The organism is Marseilla massiliensis, from assembly GCF_023336985.1.
Classification (GTDB): domain Bacteria; phylum Bacteroidota; class Bacteroidia; order Bacteroidales; family Bacteroidaceae; genus Prevotella; species Prevotella intestinigallinarum.
The window spans coordinates 59,452-76,439 of the sequence record NZ_JAMBLP010000012.1 but is presented as its reverse complement, the minus strand read 5'-3'; the positions used below and the strand labels follow the sequence as shown (position 1 = coordinate 76,439).

Genomic DNA, 16,988 nt, shown 5'->3' with positions numbered 1-16,988 from the left:
ATCCTGCATTGCAAAAGCGCCCGTATGAGGGCGCCATACGGCCCGTCTTGGCGTGCCAAACGGCCCTTCCCGCCCACCGGCCATTGCCGGCTCTGCCAATGCAACCTGCTGTGTAGCCTATTTTCAACCGCGCCACCTGCAACATGGTGGCACAAAAGTGCAGCAGCGCCAGCGCCTGCTTGGCTCAACGCCTGGGCAGTGTGATTTCGATGGCGGCCCCACCCTCTGCAGGGAAGGCCGCCATGCCGCATCGCCTGCGGCCTGTGGCCTCGGAATGCTCCCTCACTATCTGCCGGCACACCAGGTAGGGGATGTTGTCTACCGAAGGTGTGAACATGGCCCCAACCTTGCCGGGCTCGACGCCGGATATGCTGACTACGAACACCACGTAGCGGCCGTCGGCAGCATCTTCGCCGACTCTGACACCAGCAAAGCCCTGCTGGCGGCGCAGTATCTCGAACATATACTCGAGTGCCCCGGCGTCGCCGAGCACGCAGACATCGGCAACCGACGGGCCGAGCAGCTGCCTCACGCTCACCGACCCGATGGACAGGCCGGTGTGGGCCAGCTGCCGCATGGCCTGCAGGCTGAGCGTAGAGTATATCTCGCGATAGTAGGCCACGAGCTCGCGCATCACTTCAAGGTTGGCATCGCGCCCGGCCACCAGCGCGCTTATGCGGCTCGGGTAATACATGGTCTCGTGTTTCAGCGTCGAGAGGCAATTGTCAAGCACCGAGTTGGCCACGTAAACATTGTCTGCCTCGTATTCAATGCGGTGCAGCTCGTCGTCGGCCAGTTCTATGTCGGCGCGCCACTTCTCACCCGTCTCGATAGACTTTGTCAAGGCATCCTGTATCTTGCTGACAATGGCTTGGAGGCTGTCGGGATACGACTCCCTGACGAGCGACTCCATACGGCTTAGCTTCTCGGCCGTGTCGGAGTCGCCGAGCAGTATTTCATTTATAGACTTTATGCGCTCTACGCAGAAGCGGTAGTAAAGCCTGTGCCTGTAGTACATGAAGTAATAGGCCGGCAATATCATCGCAAGCAATATTGACAGCAGTATTACGGCAATAGTCTTGTTGACCTTCGACTGCGACATTATGCGGCAGTAATCGGCAAGCGTGCTGTCGGCAGACATTTCCTTGAAGAGCTGAGTGTAAGACCGGTTGTTGAAATGGTAAGCCTCCCAGTCGTGCAACGCCAGCGAAGCCACGGCACTCTCGTTGCGTATGTCGAGTATAATGTTGTAATTGGTGGGCACGCTGTCACGGTACCAGCATATCTCTGCCGGCAGCCCATGGGTTGCCCCGACCAGTTGCATCCACTGACTGCCGTCGGGCCTTACCTGGCTGTAGTGCCGGTTTATGTGGCTTATGCAAGAGTCTGCGTAGCCAAGGGCCATTGCGTAGTCGCCCCTGATGTTTGAAAAGTATGCGCTGTCGGCAAATGCGGCAGCCACAGACAACTCTGACCCCGCCCTCGGACCTGGCCTACCGGCGTGGTGGCCGATGGCCCAGACACCGGCAACGGCGGTCGGCAAGAGGGCGGCCAGAACGCACAACTGGCGCAGCTTGCCCTTGGGCAGCAGGAAGGAGAAACGGCTCCCGCGCCCGGGTTCACTCTCGGCCTTGATAGTGCAGTCGTGGAAGGCCTGGCTTACCTTACGGTATTTCTCCATTATTCCCCAACAATTCATGAGCCCGAAGCCATGGCCTTCATGCAGCTTATAGTCGAATATATGCCCCAACTTGTCTTCGGCAATGCCGCAACCGTTATCCTTGACCGACACTTCGACAAGGTTGCCGCGGTCGGCGGCCTCAATGACGACCCTTCCCCCACGCCCGGTGAACTTGCGGGCGTTGTCGGCCAGCGTGTTGACCATGAAGAGGGTGAGTGTCTTGTCGGCCTTGACCACGAGATCGGTATCCTTCACGCAAAGCTCTATGCCGTTCATGGCAAAGGCCGTGCGGCTCTTGCCCACCAAGGCGAACAGTGGCATCAGCGAAAAGCTTTCAATGTGCAGGCTCAACTGTCCGCGCCGCAACTGTATCCAATGGGTAAGCACATCGTTGTATTCATTTATCTTGTCGGCCAGCTCGGCCACGTAAGTGTAGCGCCCCTCACGCACGGGCAATGGCTCGCATCGGCTTGACAGATGGTCGAGCTCGTTGATTATGCGGTCTATGAACGGCACTACGGCACCTACGAGCGACAGCTTTGCACGGTTCTCTATGTTCTGGCGGGCATACTCTTTCCTGCGCAGCAGGCACACTTGCTTCTCCTCGTCGATGGCCTCACGCTTTCGGCGCAGTTCCTCCATCTGCACCGACTGGCGCTCATGCCACTCACGCAATGGCACCAACAGTTCGTCAATACTGCCACGGGCCTTCTTTCTGCGATACATATGGTCAAACAGCCATAGCATTACCAGCAGCAGCGCAATGGCAAAGATTACCGCAACAATCATCACATTTAGCTGCTCTACCGTTTGACTTAACATGCCGGCACGCGACTCCATATACCGGTCTTGCCTGGTCTGCTCCTGCAAATCGAGGTAGATGTTGCGGTTGTAGTCGCTTGCCGGCTTGTCGTCGAGGCCAGAATATACTATGCTCAGCTGCTCGCGGATGCTCGCCACGAGGTCGGGCGCCTGCTGTATTTGCTGGTTGGCCAACGATGCCTCAAGGCAGGACAGTGCCGACTGGTAGTCGTCATCGGCAATATAGCACGATGCCATGGTACGATAAGCCCCCGCAACCTGGTAAACATCTCCGTAAGAAGCAAACAACCGCTGCGACTCTTCGGCCAGTTCAACAGGCATTATGTCGTCGTCAGACCCAATATATTCGGCAAACAACTGTCCTACCGACGGCGAGTCGGCATTTGACTCCGACTCCAACATCAGCTCCGACATTGCTTCGAGCGAATTTGCCACAAAGAAATCATAACCGTTCTGCGACGCTATGACGTAGCACTCCCAAAGGCAGTCGAACTCCTTGCTGCGAGTCTGCTCTGCCGTTGGCTCCACAATGATTCCGCCCGAACCTATGTTGTACAGGTAGTTCAGGTATTGGGCAGTGTCGTTGTGCATCACCTCGTCTGCATCCACGTATAGCAAGGCATTGGCAGCAAGGCTGTCCAAGCCTACATAATAGTAATATGCCGAACTGACTATGGCATACTCTACCTCGGCATACAGCAAACGGCGCTGCAGGCGCGAATCCAACTGGCCTCGCTCTTCGTTGATTCTGAGCAGCCGCGCCCTGGCACTCTCCCTGCTGTCATAAAAGCTTCGGTTGTCTGACTTTCGCTGGCGTATACGCATACGCAACACGTCGGAGACAAGCAGTTCTACCTGGTTGTCGGTACACTTCTCTACTCCGTCGAGCAATTCTGTCGCCTCGGCATACTCCATGCGCATGATATGGACAAAAGCCAGGTTGTTAATGGCTTCGGCCTTGCCGTCGCCATACTTGCCAGACAAGCCGTATGCCCTGCGTGCGTATACCTCTGCTGAATCAAGATTTCGATAGTGATAGGCATAAGAAGCATCATTCAGCCTGTCTACCTGCTGCCTATCGACACATGAACAAGCTGAGAAAAGCAAAAGGCTCCATAGGCACAACAGCCACACGGAGCCTTTTGTCGTAACAATATTATGCGCGTGCCTTAGCAATATAACCAAGAGCCTCCACGCACTTGTCTGTTATGGCCTGCCAATTGCCGGCAGCCACCACGTCTTTCGGGAACAACTTTGACCCCATGCCAACGCAGAACACACCTGCTTCTATCCACGATGTCAGGTTGGCTTCGTCGGGCGACACGCCTCCCGTTACCATCAGCTTCGACCATGGCATGGGCGCGAGCAAACCTTTAACGAGCTTCGGCCCGAGCACGTCGCCGGGGAACACCTTGCAAAGGTCGCATCCGGTCTCCTGGGCGGCACCGATCTCCGACACGCTGCCGCAACCGGGGGTATAAGGAATCAGGCGGCGGTTGCATATCTTCGACACTTCCGGGTTGAACAACGGGCCTACCACGAAGCAAGCTCCAAGCTGGATGTAAAGTGCGGCAGTGGCCGGGTCGACAACCGAACCGACACCGAGAGCAAGCTCTGGGCACTCAACAGCCGCATACTTCACCACTTCGGCAAATACGTCCTGGGCAAAGTCACCACGGTTGGTAAACTCAAAAGCACGTACACCACCATCGTAGCAAGCCTTTATCACCTTCTTTGCCACCTCGGCATCTTTGTGGTAAAACACCGGCACCATGCCTGTCTGGCCCATCTTTGCCAGAACTGCCATCTTATCAAATCTTGCCATTTCTATATAGTTTTGAAACTTCTTAATCCATTAACGCTGAACACGGCCACTGGCATCGCCACCTGCAAGTGCCTCAACCTCTTCCTTGCTGACCATGTTGAAGTCGCCGGGTATGGTATGCTTCAAGGCCGATGCAGCCACGGCAAACTCCAATGCCTTGCCTTGGTTGTCAGGGTAGGTAAGCAAACCGTGGATGAGACCACCCGAGAAAGAGTCACCACCACCGACACGGTCGATTATTGGCATAATGTCATAGTGCTTGCTCTGATAGAACTCCTTGCCGTTGTAAATCAGAGCCTTCCATCCGTTGTGTGTGGCAGACAGCGATTCACGCAATGTAGAAACGACATACTTGAAGCCAAACTCTTGCATCATGCCCTTGAAAATGCCGTAGTAGCCCTCGGCATCGGTCTTTCCGCCCTCGACATCTGCGTCTGGCTTGAAGCCAAGACACAACTGGGCGTCTTCCTCATTGCCAATGCAAACATCAACATACTTCATCAATGGTTTCATGATGCTTTGGGCTTTTTCCGACGTCCAAAGCTTCTTGCGGAAATTAAGGTCAACAGAAACGGTCACACCATGGCGCTTGGCAGCCTCGCATGCAAGCTTGGTTAGCTCAGCGGCCTTGTCGCTGATGGCCGGGGTTATGCCGCTCCAATGGAACCAATCGGCCCCTTCCATAATCTTATCGAAATCAAAGTCCTGAGGATCGGCCTCGGCAATAGAGCTGCCGGCACGGTCGTATATCACCTTTGAGGGGCGCATTGATGCTCCTGTCTCAAGATAGTAGATTCCGACACGGTTGCCCCCGCGAGCTATAAAATCTGTGTGGACACCATAACGGCGCAAGGCATTGACTGCGCACTGGCCTATCTCATGCTTCGGCAACTTGGACACGAAATACGCATCATGACCATAGTTGGCGCAGCTTACTGCCACATTGGCCTCGCCTCCACCATAAACGACATCAAAAACATCACTCTGTACGAATCTCTTCTGACCAGGAGAAGACAGGCGGAGCATAATCTCGCCTAATGTTACAACTTTAGCCATCTCAATAATTTTTATGATGATTGTTCAATATATGTGTTTCTGTTTCCGCCCACAAAAATAGTATTATTTTCTCAAATGGGAAAACAAAACAAGCAAAAACTTCATTTCTATGGAAATTTTTGTAAAACTTAGTGAATCAAGCGCAACGCTTCTTTAATTGAAGTGGGCAAATACGAGAAATCAACAAATACGTTAACAAAACACAGCACCTGTTGTTGGGAGAATCCAACCAGATACCGACACAACGAAAAACGCATGTCATGATATGACCAAAAATGTACGTCAAGGCAATGAGATTGTATTCTGCGAAACAAGAAACAGGCTAAACAGGATTTACGTTTAATCCATATTGATAAACAAAGCCAAGCATACAGGCCAGCTTCAATTTAAGGTTTAATTAACGACAGAATGCCGATGGAATAACAAAACCTGACTTGAAGACACTGGCAATGCTCCTTCCACCGCCCGGTATGAACAATCCACCGAGGCCGCGGCACACGGTTAAGCACACTGCCACGTCGCCATCATTATAAATAACATCCGCCGCCCAATAAAGAAACTTGCAACAAAACATAACAAAGAAAACATAAAAAGCACCTGGGACTTGGGATAACGATATATAAATAAGGTGGAAGCCATGCTAAACTTCCACCTATCTTAGAATGTCGGGGCGACAGGATTCGAACCTGCGGCCGCCTGGTCCCAAACCAGGAGCGCTACCGGGCTGCGCTACACCCCGAACACCTTAGTTACTAAAACAATGCATTTGCTTTTGCGAGTGCAAAGGTATATATATTTTCTTTAATACGCAAATTATCGGGTAATTTATTTTATTATATTTTGTTCCCTAAAGATTTTAGCCAAAGCCTGGACGCCGCGTTCAACCTGTTCTTCCGTATGCGTAGCCATCAAGGCAAACCTCACCAGCGTATCTTGCGGTGCGCAAGCCGGCGGAATGACAGGATTGATGAACACGCCGGCGTCGAATGCCAGCTTAGTAACAAGGAAAGTCTTGTCTACATCGTGCACATACAAAGGAATGATAGGACTCTCTGTGTCACCTATTTCAAAGCCTTCCTCACGGAAACGGCGCAGAGCGTAATTAGTGACCTTCCACAATGCCTCAATCCTCTCGGGCTCCTGCTTGAGTATGTGCAAGGCTTCGAGGGCGGCGGCAGTTGCAGCCGGCGTATTGGACGCGCTGAATATATAAGTGCGGCAAGTATGCCTGAGGAAGTTTATCGTGTCACTGTCAGAGGCGATGAAGCCCCCGATGCTTGCAAGCGACTTGGAGAAAGTGCCCATAATGAGGTCAACCTCATCGGTAAGCCCGAAATAATCGCACACTCCCCGACCCTCTTTGCCAAACACGCCAAGGCCATGAGCCTCGTCAACCATCACCGAACAGTTGTACTTATGCTTAAGCTCAACAATCTCAGGCAATTTGCAAAGGTCGCCTTCCATTGAGAACACGCCGTCAACAACAATCAGCTTCACAGCCTCGTATGGCAAGGTCTTGAGCAGATTCTCAAGATCTTCCATGTCATTATGCTTATAATGCAGCTGCTTGGCAAACGACAAGCGACGGCCATCTACAATGCTCGCATGGTCACGATCGTCACATATTATATAATCTCCACGGCCTACTACAGCAGGAATGACACCGGCATTGACAGAGAAACCGGTCGACAGGCACAGGCAGTCATCTTTGCCCTCAAACTCGGCCAGCTCCTTTTCCAGCTGTATGTGCAAATCGAGGGTGCCATTGAGGAAACGGCTTCCCGCACACCCTGAGCCATACTTGTCGAGCGCATCCTTGGCTGCGTCGATTATTCGCTGGTCGCCGGTAAGGCCTGTATAAGCATTTGAGCCGAACATAAGAACCTTATGCCCTTCCATCTCAACTTCCGTGCCCTGCTTGCTGGTTATTGCGCGGAAATAAGGATACACGCCTGCCGCCATAAACTTCTGGGGCTCACGATAATTCTTGTACCTTTCTTGTAATTGTCCCATCTTTGGTTATGAATTCTTTCTTTTTTACACAGGCTGCAAAATTACATATTTTTTATCAATGAATGCCTGTTTTGAGTAAAAAAAACCAGTATTTAGTGATTTTTTATACCGCGAAGCAGTATTATTACAAGGTAAATATGTAACTTTGCATAGAGATGGTTCAGAAGAAAGAGATAGTATTCATAGTCAACCCGCGCTCAGGAACGCACGGAAAGAATGAGATTCCACGCATAATAGGGGAGTCCATTGACAAGGGCGCGTTCAACAGCCAAGTCATATTCACAGAATACGCCGGCCACGCGGCCGAGATTGCCAGCCGTTGCGTGGCGGAGAAGACCGACATAGCAGTGGCCGTAGGCGGAGACGGCACTGTGAACGAGGTGGCCCGCTCACTGGTGCATTCGGACACGGCGCTCGGCATAGTGCCGTGCGGTTCGGGCAACGGCCTGGCCCGCCACCTGAGCATACCCATGGACATAAAGAAAGCCATTGCGATAATAAACAGGTGCAACATCGAGGCGCTTGATTACGGTATGATAAACAGCATGCCCTTTTTCTGCACATGCGGCATGGGGTTTGACGCATTCATAAGCCAGAAATTTGCTGAGGCAGGCAAGCGGGGCCCGATAACATACATGGAGAACGTGCTCAAGGAGGGCTTGAAGTACAAACCCGAAATCTACGAAGTGGAAGACGACACGCAGGCAACGAGGCACAAAGCGTTCCTCATTGCATGTGCCAACGCGTCGCAATACGGCAACAATGCATACATAGCGCCGAAGGCCACCATGACCGACGGGCTGATGGACGTAATCATAATGGAACCGTTTACGGCATTCGACGCTCCGCAAATAAGCATCGACATGTTTAACGGGACGCTCGACAAAAACTCAAAGATAAAGACGTTCAAGGCAAAGCGCATACACATTCACAGAAGCCAACCGGGCGCTATACACTATGACGGCGACCCAATAATGACAGGAACTGACATTGACGTGCACATTGAGGAACGGGGAATAAAAATGATAACCAACCCCGACGCCACCGAAGGCGAGAGGTTGCCAAACGTGATACTCAACGTGTTCTCTGACTTCTTCAACAATCTCAACAACGTAAGGGAAGACCTTGAGAAACAAAGCAAGAGGATACACGCCATCAACAAGGCCTTGCTAAAGAGGCTGACCAGAAACTGACAAGCAACGTATGGACACTACCGACTACAGTGAGATGCTGCCCGTGGTAAACGAACAGGGCGAGGTGACCGGCAAGACAACAAGGAAGGAGGCCCACGGCAAACTCAGGCCCCTACACCCTGTGGTACACCTGCACGTGTTCAACAGCCGGGGCGAACTGTACCTGCAGAAGCGACCTCAATGGAAAGACGTGCAGCCGGGAAAATGGGACACTGCCACCGGCGGGCATGTAGGCTACGGCGAGAGCATCGAGAACGCCTTGGTGCGCGAGGTGGCCGAAGAACTCGGGATAACAGGATTCGCCCCCGTGTTCCTCGGTCGCTACACCTTTGAGAGCGATGTGGAACGCGAACTGGTGCATGTTTTCCGCACACTGTACGACGGCCCGGTAACACCCGACGCCAACGAACTGGACGGCGGGCGCTTCTGGTCGGCCGACGAGATAGCCGAAGCCATGGGGAAAGGTGTGCTGACCCCAAATTTTGAATCAGAATACAAACGATTTTTCCTATGCAAACAATAATAGTAGCCATCATAATATCGTGCGCCACGGCCTACCTCGGTTGGCGCGCTTACACGGCAATCAGGAATGCCGGCGACCCGTGCCACGGTTGCAAGGGATGCGCCCTGCGCGACCAGGCCCGTCGGGCACGAAAAAACAACGGCCGCAAGGCTCCCGGATGCTCGCGCGCCATTGTGGTGCCGGCCAACAACAGGCGCACATTAAAAAATTCATAAACCCATTGTTTGCATGCACACTGCATGCAAACAATGCCAAAGGCCACACGCCACACCGGCCCAATGACCAATGGTTGGGATGTTTGTCATGGCTGCAAGGCTGCAAAGCAGTGGCATGGCAAACATCCGGACGGCATGCGCCGGGCGGCTTTCAAGCGTGCGCACGCCCCTGCCCCCGGCATCTTCACACTGGTTTGTGCAACCGTGATGCACAAAGGCCACCACAGCATATTTCACCCAAAACGTCCGCTTGGCTCCGGGTGCCCGCTCTGACATACATGTAATGACGGCAATACACCGGCATCACACAGGCGGAAGCATGGCTATCGCCCTGCCCCCTAACTGCCGGCAACGACTCCGGCTAAGCCTAAGGACTGCCATAACAACAACACAATTGAACCGCTTTGTGGCTCCGACGGCATATTGGGGATTGCCGTCAAAAGCGGCACTAACTGTCACTGCGATTTATTCGCCACCACAGAACGGGCCGTTTGGGAACTCAAAACAGGCCGAAACGGCATACCGAACGGCCCATACGGCAACGCCAAACAGCACAAAAGCCCAACCGTCTGGCTGCCAACAGATTACGCGAAGCCTCAACAGCAAAGCACAAGACAGGCAAACAGGCTTGGAAGTATAGTCCTGGCACCAACAGGAAAACCATGGAAACAACTGTCACGCAACAACACATAGTGGCCGACGGGGCAATGCCGACATGCCGGGACTGACGCGGGCACGCGCCCCGACCCAAGTCGTGCCAACCGGCCCACCACAGCCCCGCCCCACATCAGGCCGCGAAAAATGGCACCATCAGGCCTGAGCAACACGCGCCAATGGCTCAGGCCGCCACCGGTACGGCTGGAAACGTACCACAGCAACGCCACAACAACACGGAATAAAGCGCGGCACGTCTATACATGAAAGCCATTTCTGTCTATGCCGCAGCCACACTGGCAAGCCCAACAAAAGGCATCCCCCGGTGCGGCCGGCAGAAACGCCAGGCCACACCGGGGGACGACAAGCCACAAGGGCCATTGGGCTGACGGCCCGAAAAAACCGTCACTGCACAATCTTCTTCATGTTAAGCTCTGAAATCTTCATGTCGGGCGACACCTTCGCCTCTACCTTCAGAGTGGTAAACGCATTGTTGGCCGGGTCGGTGTGCTCCAACTTTTGGTCAACAGAGAACGTGACGCTATAGCCGTAAGCACCGTCGGCCGCCGGAATCTTCTCTATCTTCCAGTCGTTATTCATCCTGAACGACATCCGCGTGATGTCGGCCTGAGAGTGCATGCGCTTCATGTATTCTATCACATCCACCTTGGTGGCATCGGCCTTATGCAGGAAACTGGTCATTATGTTTGCCAGACACGCGGTCACACCGTCTTCATCGTTGGCTGCCAACGCCGTGAAATACCCGGAGAAAAGACTGCTAACGTCTTGCTTGTCCTTGTCGGTAACCTGCTGGGCGTCAAGTTCCTCAAAGCGTTTCTGCGCCTCGTAGACATAGAGCCCCTCAGCGTGGTTCTCCATATAGGCCTTGTATGCCTCGACGGTATTGTCCTCGGTGGCGGCAACCCAGTCGAGAGAGTCAATCTTCAACTTGGCCTCAACCAGGTGAACGCTGTTGGGATGCATCTTGACATAACGCTCTATTGCAGCCTTCGAACCACTGGCAACGGCGTTGTCCCACTCGGTGTCAACCCTCTTCAGGTTGTCGAGCCTGGCCGACACCGAATCGCGGTGTGCGGCGGGGGCGTCGGTATATATGTCGAGGAAGTTGGCCAACACTGCCGGCTCGTCGCTTGCCATGGCGTTTTGGTAAGCCTCTATCTCGTTCTTCTCTTGCGTGTTCTGATAGAAATACATGCCCCCGAACACCACGAGCAGGGCTATGACAAACGCTACGGCCACGATGGTGGTCACCCGTCGGCCCCGTCCATTGGAACCACGCGGCCTGCCGGCGTCTTCACGGCCGTCAGACTCATACTGCGCCACCACCTGCACCACCTCCGAACCATCAGCCTGACTGCCGGCCGGGGCCACGGCGTGGCCGGCAAACTGATGATGGCAAGCCTGACAGCTGTCAGCTTCCTTGAACACAATCTCTCCACACTCCGGGCATTTTTTTATGTTGCCCTCAATCTCAATACCGCAGTTCGGACAGGTCTTTGCGTGGTCGCTGACCTGGTGGCCGCACTCCGGACACTTAATAATTGCCATTACTGATTGAATATTTTTTATGTTATCACTCTTACTATCGCTGTCGGTCAGTGCCTGTAGCGTATTTCCCGCAGCCCGTGCTGCCCCATGAACCGGCTCTTGTCTATATATCCGCTGACGCCGACGATGCGCCCCTTGCCCGTATACTGCCACATGGTGATGTCGCGCTCATCGGCAAGCACCGGCTCTTCGTCGGTATACTGGGCAATCATCAACTGGTAATCGTCAATCTTGCCCACAAGGTGGCGGTTGTAGAAATTGGTGAATGTATACAACAGCGGTTTCTGCTTGTAGGCCTTCTCGACAAGTTCGAGAAACTTGAATAGCGAGTCACAGAACTCATCGGTAGACAGCCCGCTCGTTGTCTCAATGTCTATCATCGGTATGAGGTCTTGCTCTCCCGGCCTGCATTGCACCTTGAAGTTCTCAAGTTGCTGCGCCTGGTCGGTCTTTGGGCGGTAGAAATGGTAGCTTCCAACCTTCAGGCCGTACTGGTGGGCGAGCACAATGTTGCTCTCATATCTCTTGTCTATCCAGTCGCCCCCCTCGGTTGCCTTCAGGTAGACGTATGCCATCTTTGTGTTCTGCCCCACCGTCTCCCAGAACACCTCGCCCTGGTAATGGCTCAAGTCTATGCCGTGGATATGGGCACATGTGTCTTCACATTGCTCAAAGGCATCCTGGGCTCTCGCGCCTAACGACAGCAGCAAAACAACAAACAAAACCAATCTATTCATCAACCGTAAATTTTTAGATGCAAAAGTAGGCAAAAAATCCGAGAATGGCCCCGTGAGCAGAATAAAATAAAGCGCTCTAAAGCTAACATTATGAAATATTTGCGAAAACCATCCGCCCCATGAAGCATTGCCGGCGCATGCACACAAAAACGCCGCCACGGGCCACCGGCGGGCATGGCGCCCTGAAGCCATGAGGCGCAGCCGCTTTCGGGGCACGCGAAAAAAGAAGGGCGGACGCCCGGCAAGGCCGCGACGGCCCACAGGCATCCACCCCACACAAACCCCAAATATACAGTAGGCACAGCAGGCAGGTCAGTTGCCTGCGAGGTATTCCATCACCTTGCCGCTGAGCAACATTAGCGACACTTCACACATCTTGGTGTCATACTCAGCGGTAAGTATGCTTTCTTCAGACTCGAGAAGGCTGTTCTGGGCCTCACGGAGCTCAAAGCCCGAGAGCTGCCCCTCAGAGAATATGTAATACGACAGGCCATAGTTGGCAACGGCCGTCTCGTGGTTTTCACGCTCTTTCTGCAATATCTGCAAGTTGTTTTTGTAAGCCTGCCAGTAATTGTTGAGCGAAGCCTTCAGCGACAGCTTGAGGTTTTCGCGCTCGAGGTTGGCATACTCAATGTCGAGCTGTGCGTTGTTTTTCTGCATTCGGCGTTTTCCGTCGAAGATGTTGAAGCCAACGGTGACGCCGGCACTGAGCCCCCAGTTGTCGCGCTTCTTCGTTGCGGCCAGCTCGTAGCGGTTCATGGTATACCCATAGCCCACATTCAGGTTGACATAGGGGTAGTCGCGCGACATCACTTTCTTGTATTCAGCCTGCACAACAGCCGAATTGTTGTCGGCCAGCAGCAGCGAGGAGTTGGTGGCCAGCGTCGACCTCCACAAGTCTTCGTATTGCAGGTTGGGATTGACGTCGATAAGAGTGTCATGCACATTTATGAAAGCCGTGACGTCATCGTTCGACAACAGTTCGTTGAGATTGATTCTCGAAGTGTTCAATGCCTCGAGTTGCTTCATATACTGTGCGCTGTCGGCATTGAAATACACCTTGGCCTGCAGGTAGTCGGCAAGCGAATACGTTCCGATGCTGTAGCTTATCTGCACGTTGCGGAAACGCTCACGCGACAGCTCCATGTTCTTGCGGAAATTCTCAAGGCGTATTTTCTGCTGAATGAAATTATAGTATTCCGTGATGACAGATGCCACATAGTCCTCGACAGTCATCCGCGTCTCGAGCTCACCCTGCTGCTTCATCAGCTGCAGTTGCTTGTAATTGGTCCACACGCTGAAGCCGTCGAACACAGTCCAGTTTAGGTCTACCCCTACGTCGAGGGTGCCGTCGTAAGCATTTTTTTCAGTCGTGGCAATCCCGGTGGCACGCGATGTAGACCGCGAAGTGTGGAAGTCGCCGCCATACGACGCACTCAGGTCGACGGTGGGCAGCAGCCCTGCGTTTGCAGGGGTGGCGTTGTTGTCGCTCACCTGCTGCCTGTTCTTGACCATGCGTATGGAGAAATTGTTTTCCAATCCCCTTGCTATGCAATCCTGCAATGTTACCGTGGCCTGTTTTGAGCCCTCTTTCTGCTGGGCAACAACCGGCACGGACATACACAACATCAATGCAATTACTATCTTGTTCTTCATTTTTTCTTGTTTTTAGCACTCTGGTTGGTTGAGATGTAGCTATATACAGCCGGCACGACATACATTGTCAGGAATGTAGACACAAGCATTCCGCCCACCACGGCCACACCCATGGCAATGCGCTGGTTGCACCCCTCGCCCGTGGCAAAAGCCAGCGGAACCAGGCCCAACACAGTGGCGGCGCTCGTCATGAGGATTGGCCTCAGTCGCTGCAAGGCCGCCTCACGCACGGCCTGCATCTTGTCTATTCCGCCATGCTGCTTCTGGTTGGCAAACTCAACGATGAGGATGCCGTTCTTGGCCACAAGGCCAATCAGCATGATTATACCTATCTGGCTGAATATGTTCATCGTTATGTCGCCGAAATACATGAATATCAGAGCCCCGGTGATGGCCAACGGCACAGTGAGCATTATGACCATGGGGTCTTTGAAACTTTCAAACTGGGCCGCGAGTATCAGGTAGATGAGCACCAAAGCCAGTATGAAAGCAAACATCAGGCTCGAGGCACTCTCGCGGAAGTCCTTGGAATCTCCGGCCAACGATGTCCTGAATGTGTCGTCGAGCACATCAGCCGCAATCTTGTCCATCTCGTCAAGCCCCTCGCCTATGGTCTTGCCGTCGGCAAGGCCGGCAGAAATGGTTGCCGAGACGAAACGGTTGTAACGGTAGAGCTTAGAGGGTGCAGTGCTGTATTCCAGTTCGATGAGGTTGTCCATCTGTATCATGCGCCCGTCGCTGCTCCTCAGATATATCGACCTTAGGTCGGCAGGCTTGTTGCGCTGTTGCCTGTTTATTTCGCCCAATATCTCATACTGCTTGCCGTTCATGTAGAAATAGCCCATGCGCTGGCCGCTCAGGCCGTACTGCAGCGTCTCTGCCAAGTCACGGGTGCTCACGTCCATGACGTTGGCCTTGTCGCGGTTGATGTGTATTCGCGCCTCGGGCTTGCTGAACTTCAAGTCGACATCTGCCATTTGGAAAGTCGGATTCTCGTATACTTTCTCCATAAACTCGGGCAGCACCTTCTCAAGTTTCTCTATGTTGGTGGCCTGGAGCACATATTGGATAGGCATCTTCGACCTGCGTCCGCCAAAAGACGATTGCTGCTGGACAAACGCCCTGGCCTTGGTCTTTTTCTGCACGGCCTTCGAGAGCTTCTCCGCCACCTCCATCTGCGTATAGTCACGCTCGGCCATGTCTTTGAGCATGACCTGTATGTTGCCGCTACCGTCGGACACACGGGCCACTACGGCTTGCGCGTCGGGCACGATAGAGTCGACCACCTGGTTGATGTCTTCGGTGTAATCACGCAAATACTCGTAAGTAACGCCATCGGCCCCCCTTGTGTTGATGGTTATCATCGAACGGTCTTCCAGCGGGGCCATCTCCGAAGGTATCTTCCCCCACAAGAAGAAAATGAGCCCAATCATAACCGCCATCACAGGAATAACCCACACGCGGTGGCGCAAGACAAAGTCCAACGAGCGCGAGTAGGCGTTGTTCATGCCGTCGAAAAACGGCTCGGTCATGCGGTAAAACGCATTCTTGCGCTTCTGCTGCTTAAGCATCTTGGTGGCCAGCATAGGCGTAAACGTCAGGGCCGCAAAGGCAGAGATGATTATTGAACCAGAGATGACCATGCTGAACTCACGGAACAGGCGCCCCGTAGTGCCCTCCATGAACACTATCGGGAAGAACACGGCCACCAAGGTTATCGTGGTGGACACCACGGCAAAGAATATCTCTTTGGCGCCTTCTATGCCTGCCTGCATGGGGGGCATGCCACGCTCTATGCGTATGTATATGTTCTCGGTCATCACAATGGCATCGTCGACAACCAGTCCGACGGCAAGCACCACAGCAAGCATGGTCAAGACATTGATAGAAAAGCCCATCAGATACATGACAAAGAACGAGCCTATCAGCGATACAGGTATGACGATGCACGGAATGAGAGTGACGCGCCAATCGCGCAAAAACAGGAAGATGATGATGATCACGAGCACGAAAGCCTCGTAGACCGTCTTTTCAACCTCGCTGATAGAAGCACGTATGAACTTGGTGTTGTCAAAGCCATAACTATAATGCACGTCATCGGGCAGGTCTTTTTTCATCTTCTCCATGCGCTCGTAAACCGCATCGGCAATGTCTATGTGGTTTGCTCCCGGCTGTGGGATAACCACAACGCCAACCATCGGCACCCCATTCATCTTCATGTAGCTCTTGATGTCGGCAGCGCCAAGCTCTGCCCGCCCTATGTCACTGAACCTGATAATCTGGTTGCCCTCATGCTTAATGATAAGGTCGTCAAACATCTTGGCCGTGTTCATAAGGCCCATAGTGCGTATTTCCAGCTCGATGGTATTTCCCTCGATGCTACCCGACGGCAGTTCTACGTTCTCGTTGTCTACCGCATTTTTCACATCCATGGGCGTTATGCCATACCCGGCCATTTTTATCGGGTCGAGCCACAAGCGCATAGAATACTTCTTCTCACCCCAGATGGAAACGCTGCTGACATCGGGGATGGTCTGCAACTGCTCCTTGACGGTCAAGTCTGCTATCTCGCTCAACTCCAACAAAGGGCGCTTCTCGCTCTGCAATGCCACCATTAGAATCGGAGATGCATCGGCGTCTGCCTTCGAAACAGTTGGCGGGTCACAGTCGCGAGGCAAATACCTCTGCGCCCTCGAGACCTTATCGCGCACGTCATTTGCAGCCGTCTCCAAATCAACCGACAGATCAAACTCTACCGTTATGCGGCTGCTGCCTTGCTGGCTCACGCTGGTAAGCGACCGTATGCCAGGTATGCCGTTTATGTTTTGTTCAAGCGGCTCGGTTATCTGGTTCTCTATGACGTCTGCATTGGCTCCGGCATAAGAACATTGAACCGAGATTATCGGGTTGTCTACCGAAGGATACTCGCGTACACCAAGATAAAAATAACCTATGACGCCAAAAAGCAAGATGATTACGGTCATCACGGTGGCAAGCACCGGCCTTCGTATACTTAACTCTGAAATATTCATAATACTGACACC

General features: G+C 53.2%; 11 protein-coding genes and 1 tRNA gene. 3 read left to right on the top strand and 9 right to left on the bottom strand.

The window, feature by feature from the left end; translation table 11 throughout:
- Positions 1-184: 184 nt before the first annotated feature.
- The 5 genes from M3089_RS09685 to spt all read right to left on the bottom strand — a co-directional run bounded on the left by M3089_RS09685 (position 185) and on the right by spt (position 7,397).
- The gene (locus M3089_RS09685) at positions 185-3,637 is read right to left on the bottom strand and encodes an ATP-binding protein (RefSeq protein WP_249083742.1); all 3,453 of its coding nucleotides are present in this window, start codon (positions 3,635-3,637) and stop codon (positions 185-187) included.
- A 22-nt stretch (positions 3,638-3,659) separates the two neighbouring features.
- Positions 3,660-4,328, bottom strand: a complete 669-nt coding sequence (locus M3089_RS09680; RefSeq protein ID WP_205109660.1) for a bifunctional 4-hydroxy-2-oxoglutarate aldolase/2-dehydro-3-deoxy-phosphogluconate aldolase — start codon at positions 4,326-4,328, stop codon at positions 3,660-3,662.
- 30 nt (positions 4,329-4,358) lie between these two features.
- The gene (locus M3089_RS09675) at positions 4,359-5,384 is read right to left on the bottom strand and encodes a sugar kinase (protein ID WP_205109658.1); all 1,026 of its coding nucleotides are present in this window, start codon (positions 5,382-5,384) and stop codon (positions 4,359-4,361) included.
- Between the two features lie 665 nt (positions 5,385-6,049).
- A tRNA-Pro gene (locus M3089_RS09670) sits at positions 6,050-6,123 on the bottom strand.
- 86 nt (positions 6,124-6,209) lie between these two features.
- Positions 6,210-7,397, bottom strand: coding sequence for a serine palmitoyltransferase (spt, locus tag M3089_RS09665; protein ID WP_249083740.1), 1,188 nt, complete (start codon positions 7,395-7,397; stop codon positions 6,210-6,212).
- A gap of 155 nt (positions 7,398-7,552) precedes the next feature.
- Between spt and M3089_RS09660 the strand changes: the two genes are divergently transcribed.
- From M3089_RS09660 to M3089_RS09650, 3 genes are read left to right on the top strand one after another with little or no spacing between them, the layout of a single operon-like run.
- The gene (locus M3089_RS09660; protein ID WP_249083738.1) at positions 7,553-8,590 is read left to right on the top strand and encodes a diacylglycerol/lipid kinase family protein; all 1,038 of its coding nucleotides are present in this window, start codon (positions 7,553-7,555) and stop codon (positions 8,588-8,590) included.
- A gap of 10 nt (positions 8,591-8,600) precedes the next feature.
- Entirely contained in the window at positions 8,601-9,113 is a 513-nt protein-coding gene (locus M3089_RS09655; RefSeq protein WP_249083735.1) for an NUDIX hydrolase, read from the top strand.
- Positions 9,101-9,328, top strand: a complete 228-nt coding sequence (locus M3089_RS09650; protein WP_249083733.1) for a FeoB-associated Cys-rich membrane protein — start codon at positions 9,101-9,103, stop codon at positions 9,326-9,328. The genes M3089_RS09655 and M3089_RS09650 overlap by 13 nt, the downstream gene beginning before the upstream one ends.
- Positions 9,329-10,387: 1,059 nt before the next feature.
- On the opposite strand, the gene M3089_RS09645 is transcribed toward M3089_RS09650, so the two are convergent.
- From M3089_RS09645 to M3089_RS09630, 4 genes are all read right to left on the bottom strand, one after another.
- Complete coding sequence (locus M3089_RS09645; RefSeq protein ID WP_205109649.1) at positions 10,388-11,551, bottom strand: zinc ribbon domain-containing protein; 1,164 nt, start codon at positions 11,549-11,551, stop codon at positions 10,388-10,390.
- 47 nt (positions 11,552-11,598) lie between these two features.
- On the bottom strand, positions 11,599-12,288 hold the full coding sequence (locus M3089_RS09640) for a glycoside hydrolase family 25 protein (protein WP_249083732.1): 690 nt from the start codon (positions 12,286-12,288) through the stop codon (positions 11,599-11,601).
- Between the two features lie 312 nt (positions 12,289-12,600).
- On the bottom strand, positions 12,601-13,944 hold the full coding sequence (locus M3089_RS09635) for a TolC family protein (protein ID WP_249083731.1): 1,344 nt from the start codon (positions 13,942-13,944) through the stop codon (positions 12,601-12,603).
- Complete coding sequence (locus M3089_RS09630; protein ID WP_205109643.1) at positions 13,941-16,976, bottom strand: efflux RND transporter permease subunit; 3,036 nt, start codon at positions 16,974-16,976, stop codon at positions 13,941-13,943. Before M3089_RS09630 ends, M3089_RS09635 begins: the two co-directional genes overlap by 4 nt.
- Positions 16,977-16,988: the final 12 nt, after the last annotated feature.

Bases quoted from the DNA above. Each gene is read 5' to 3' on its own strand.
- M3089_RS09680 (WP_205109660.1), bottom strand. From the start codon at position 4,328: ATGGCAAGATTTGATAAGATGGCAGTTCTGGCAAAGATGGGCCAGACA.
- M3089_RS09675 (WP_205109658.1), bottom strand. From the start codon at position 5,384: ATGGCTAAAGTTGTAACATTAGGCGAGATTATGCTCCGCCTGTCTTCT.
- spt (WP_249083740.1), bottom strand. From the start codon at position 7,397: ATGGGACAATTACAAGAAAGGTACAAGAATTATCGTGAGCCCCAGAAG.
- M3089_RS09660 (WP_249083738.1), top strand. From the start codon at position 7,553: ATGGTTCAGAAGAAAGAGATAGTATTCATAGTCAACCCGCGCTCAGGA.
- M3089_RS09655 (WP_249083735.1), top strand. From the start codon at position 8,601: ATGGACACTACCGACTACAGTGAGATGCTGCCCGTGGTAAACGAACAG.
- M3089_RS09650 (WP_249083733.1), top strand. From the start codon at position 9,101: ATGCAAACAATAATAGTAGCCATCATAATATCGTGCGCCACGGCCTAC.
- M3089_RS09645 (WP_205109649.1), bottom strand. From the start codon at position 11,551: ATGGCAATTATTAAGTGTCCGGAGTGCGGCCACCAGGTCAGCGACCAC.
- M3089_RS09640 (WP_249083732.1), bottom strand. From the start codon at position 12,288: ATGAATAGATTGGTTTTGTTTGTTGTTTTGCTGCTGTCGTTAGGCGCG.
- M3089_RS09635 (WP_249083731.1), bottom strand. From the start codon at position 13,944: ATGAAGAACAAGATAGTAATTGCATTGATGTTGTGTATGTCCGTGCCG.
- M3089_RS09630 (WP_205109643.1), bottom strand. From the start codon at position 16,976: ATGAATATTTCAGAGTTAAGTATACGAAGGCCGGTGCTTGCCACCGTG.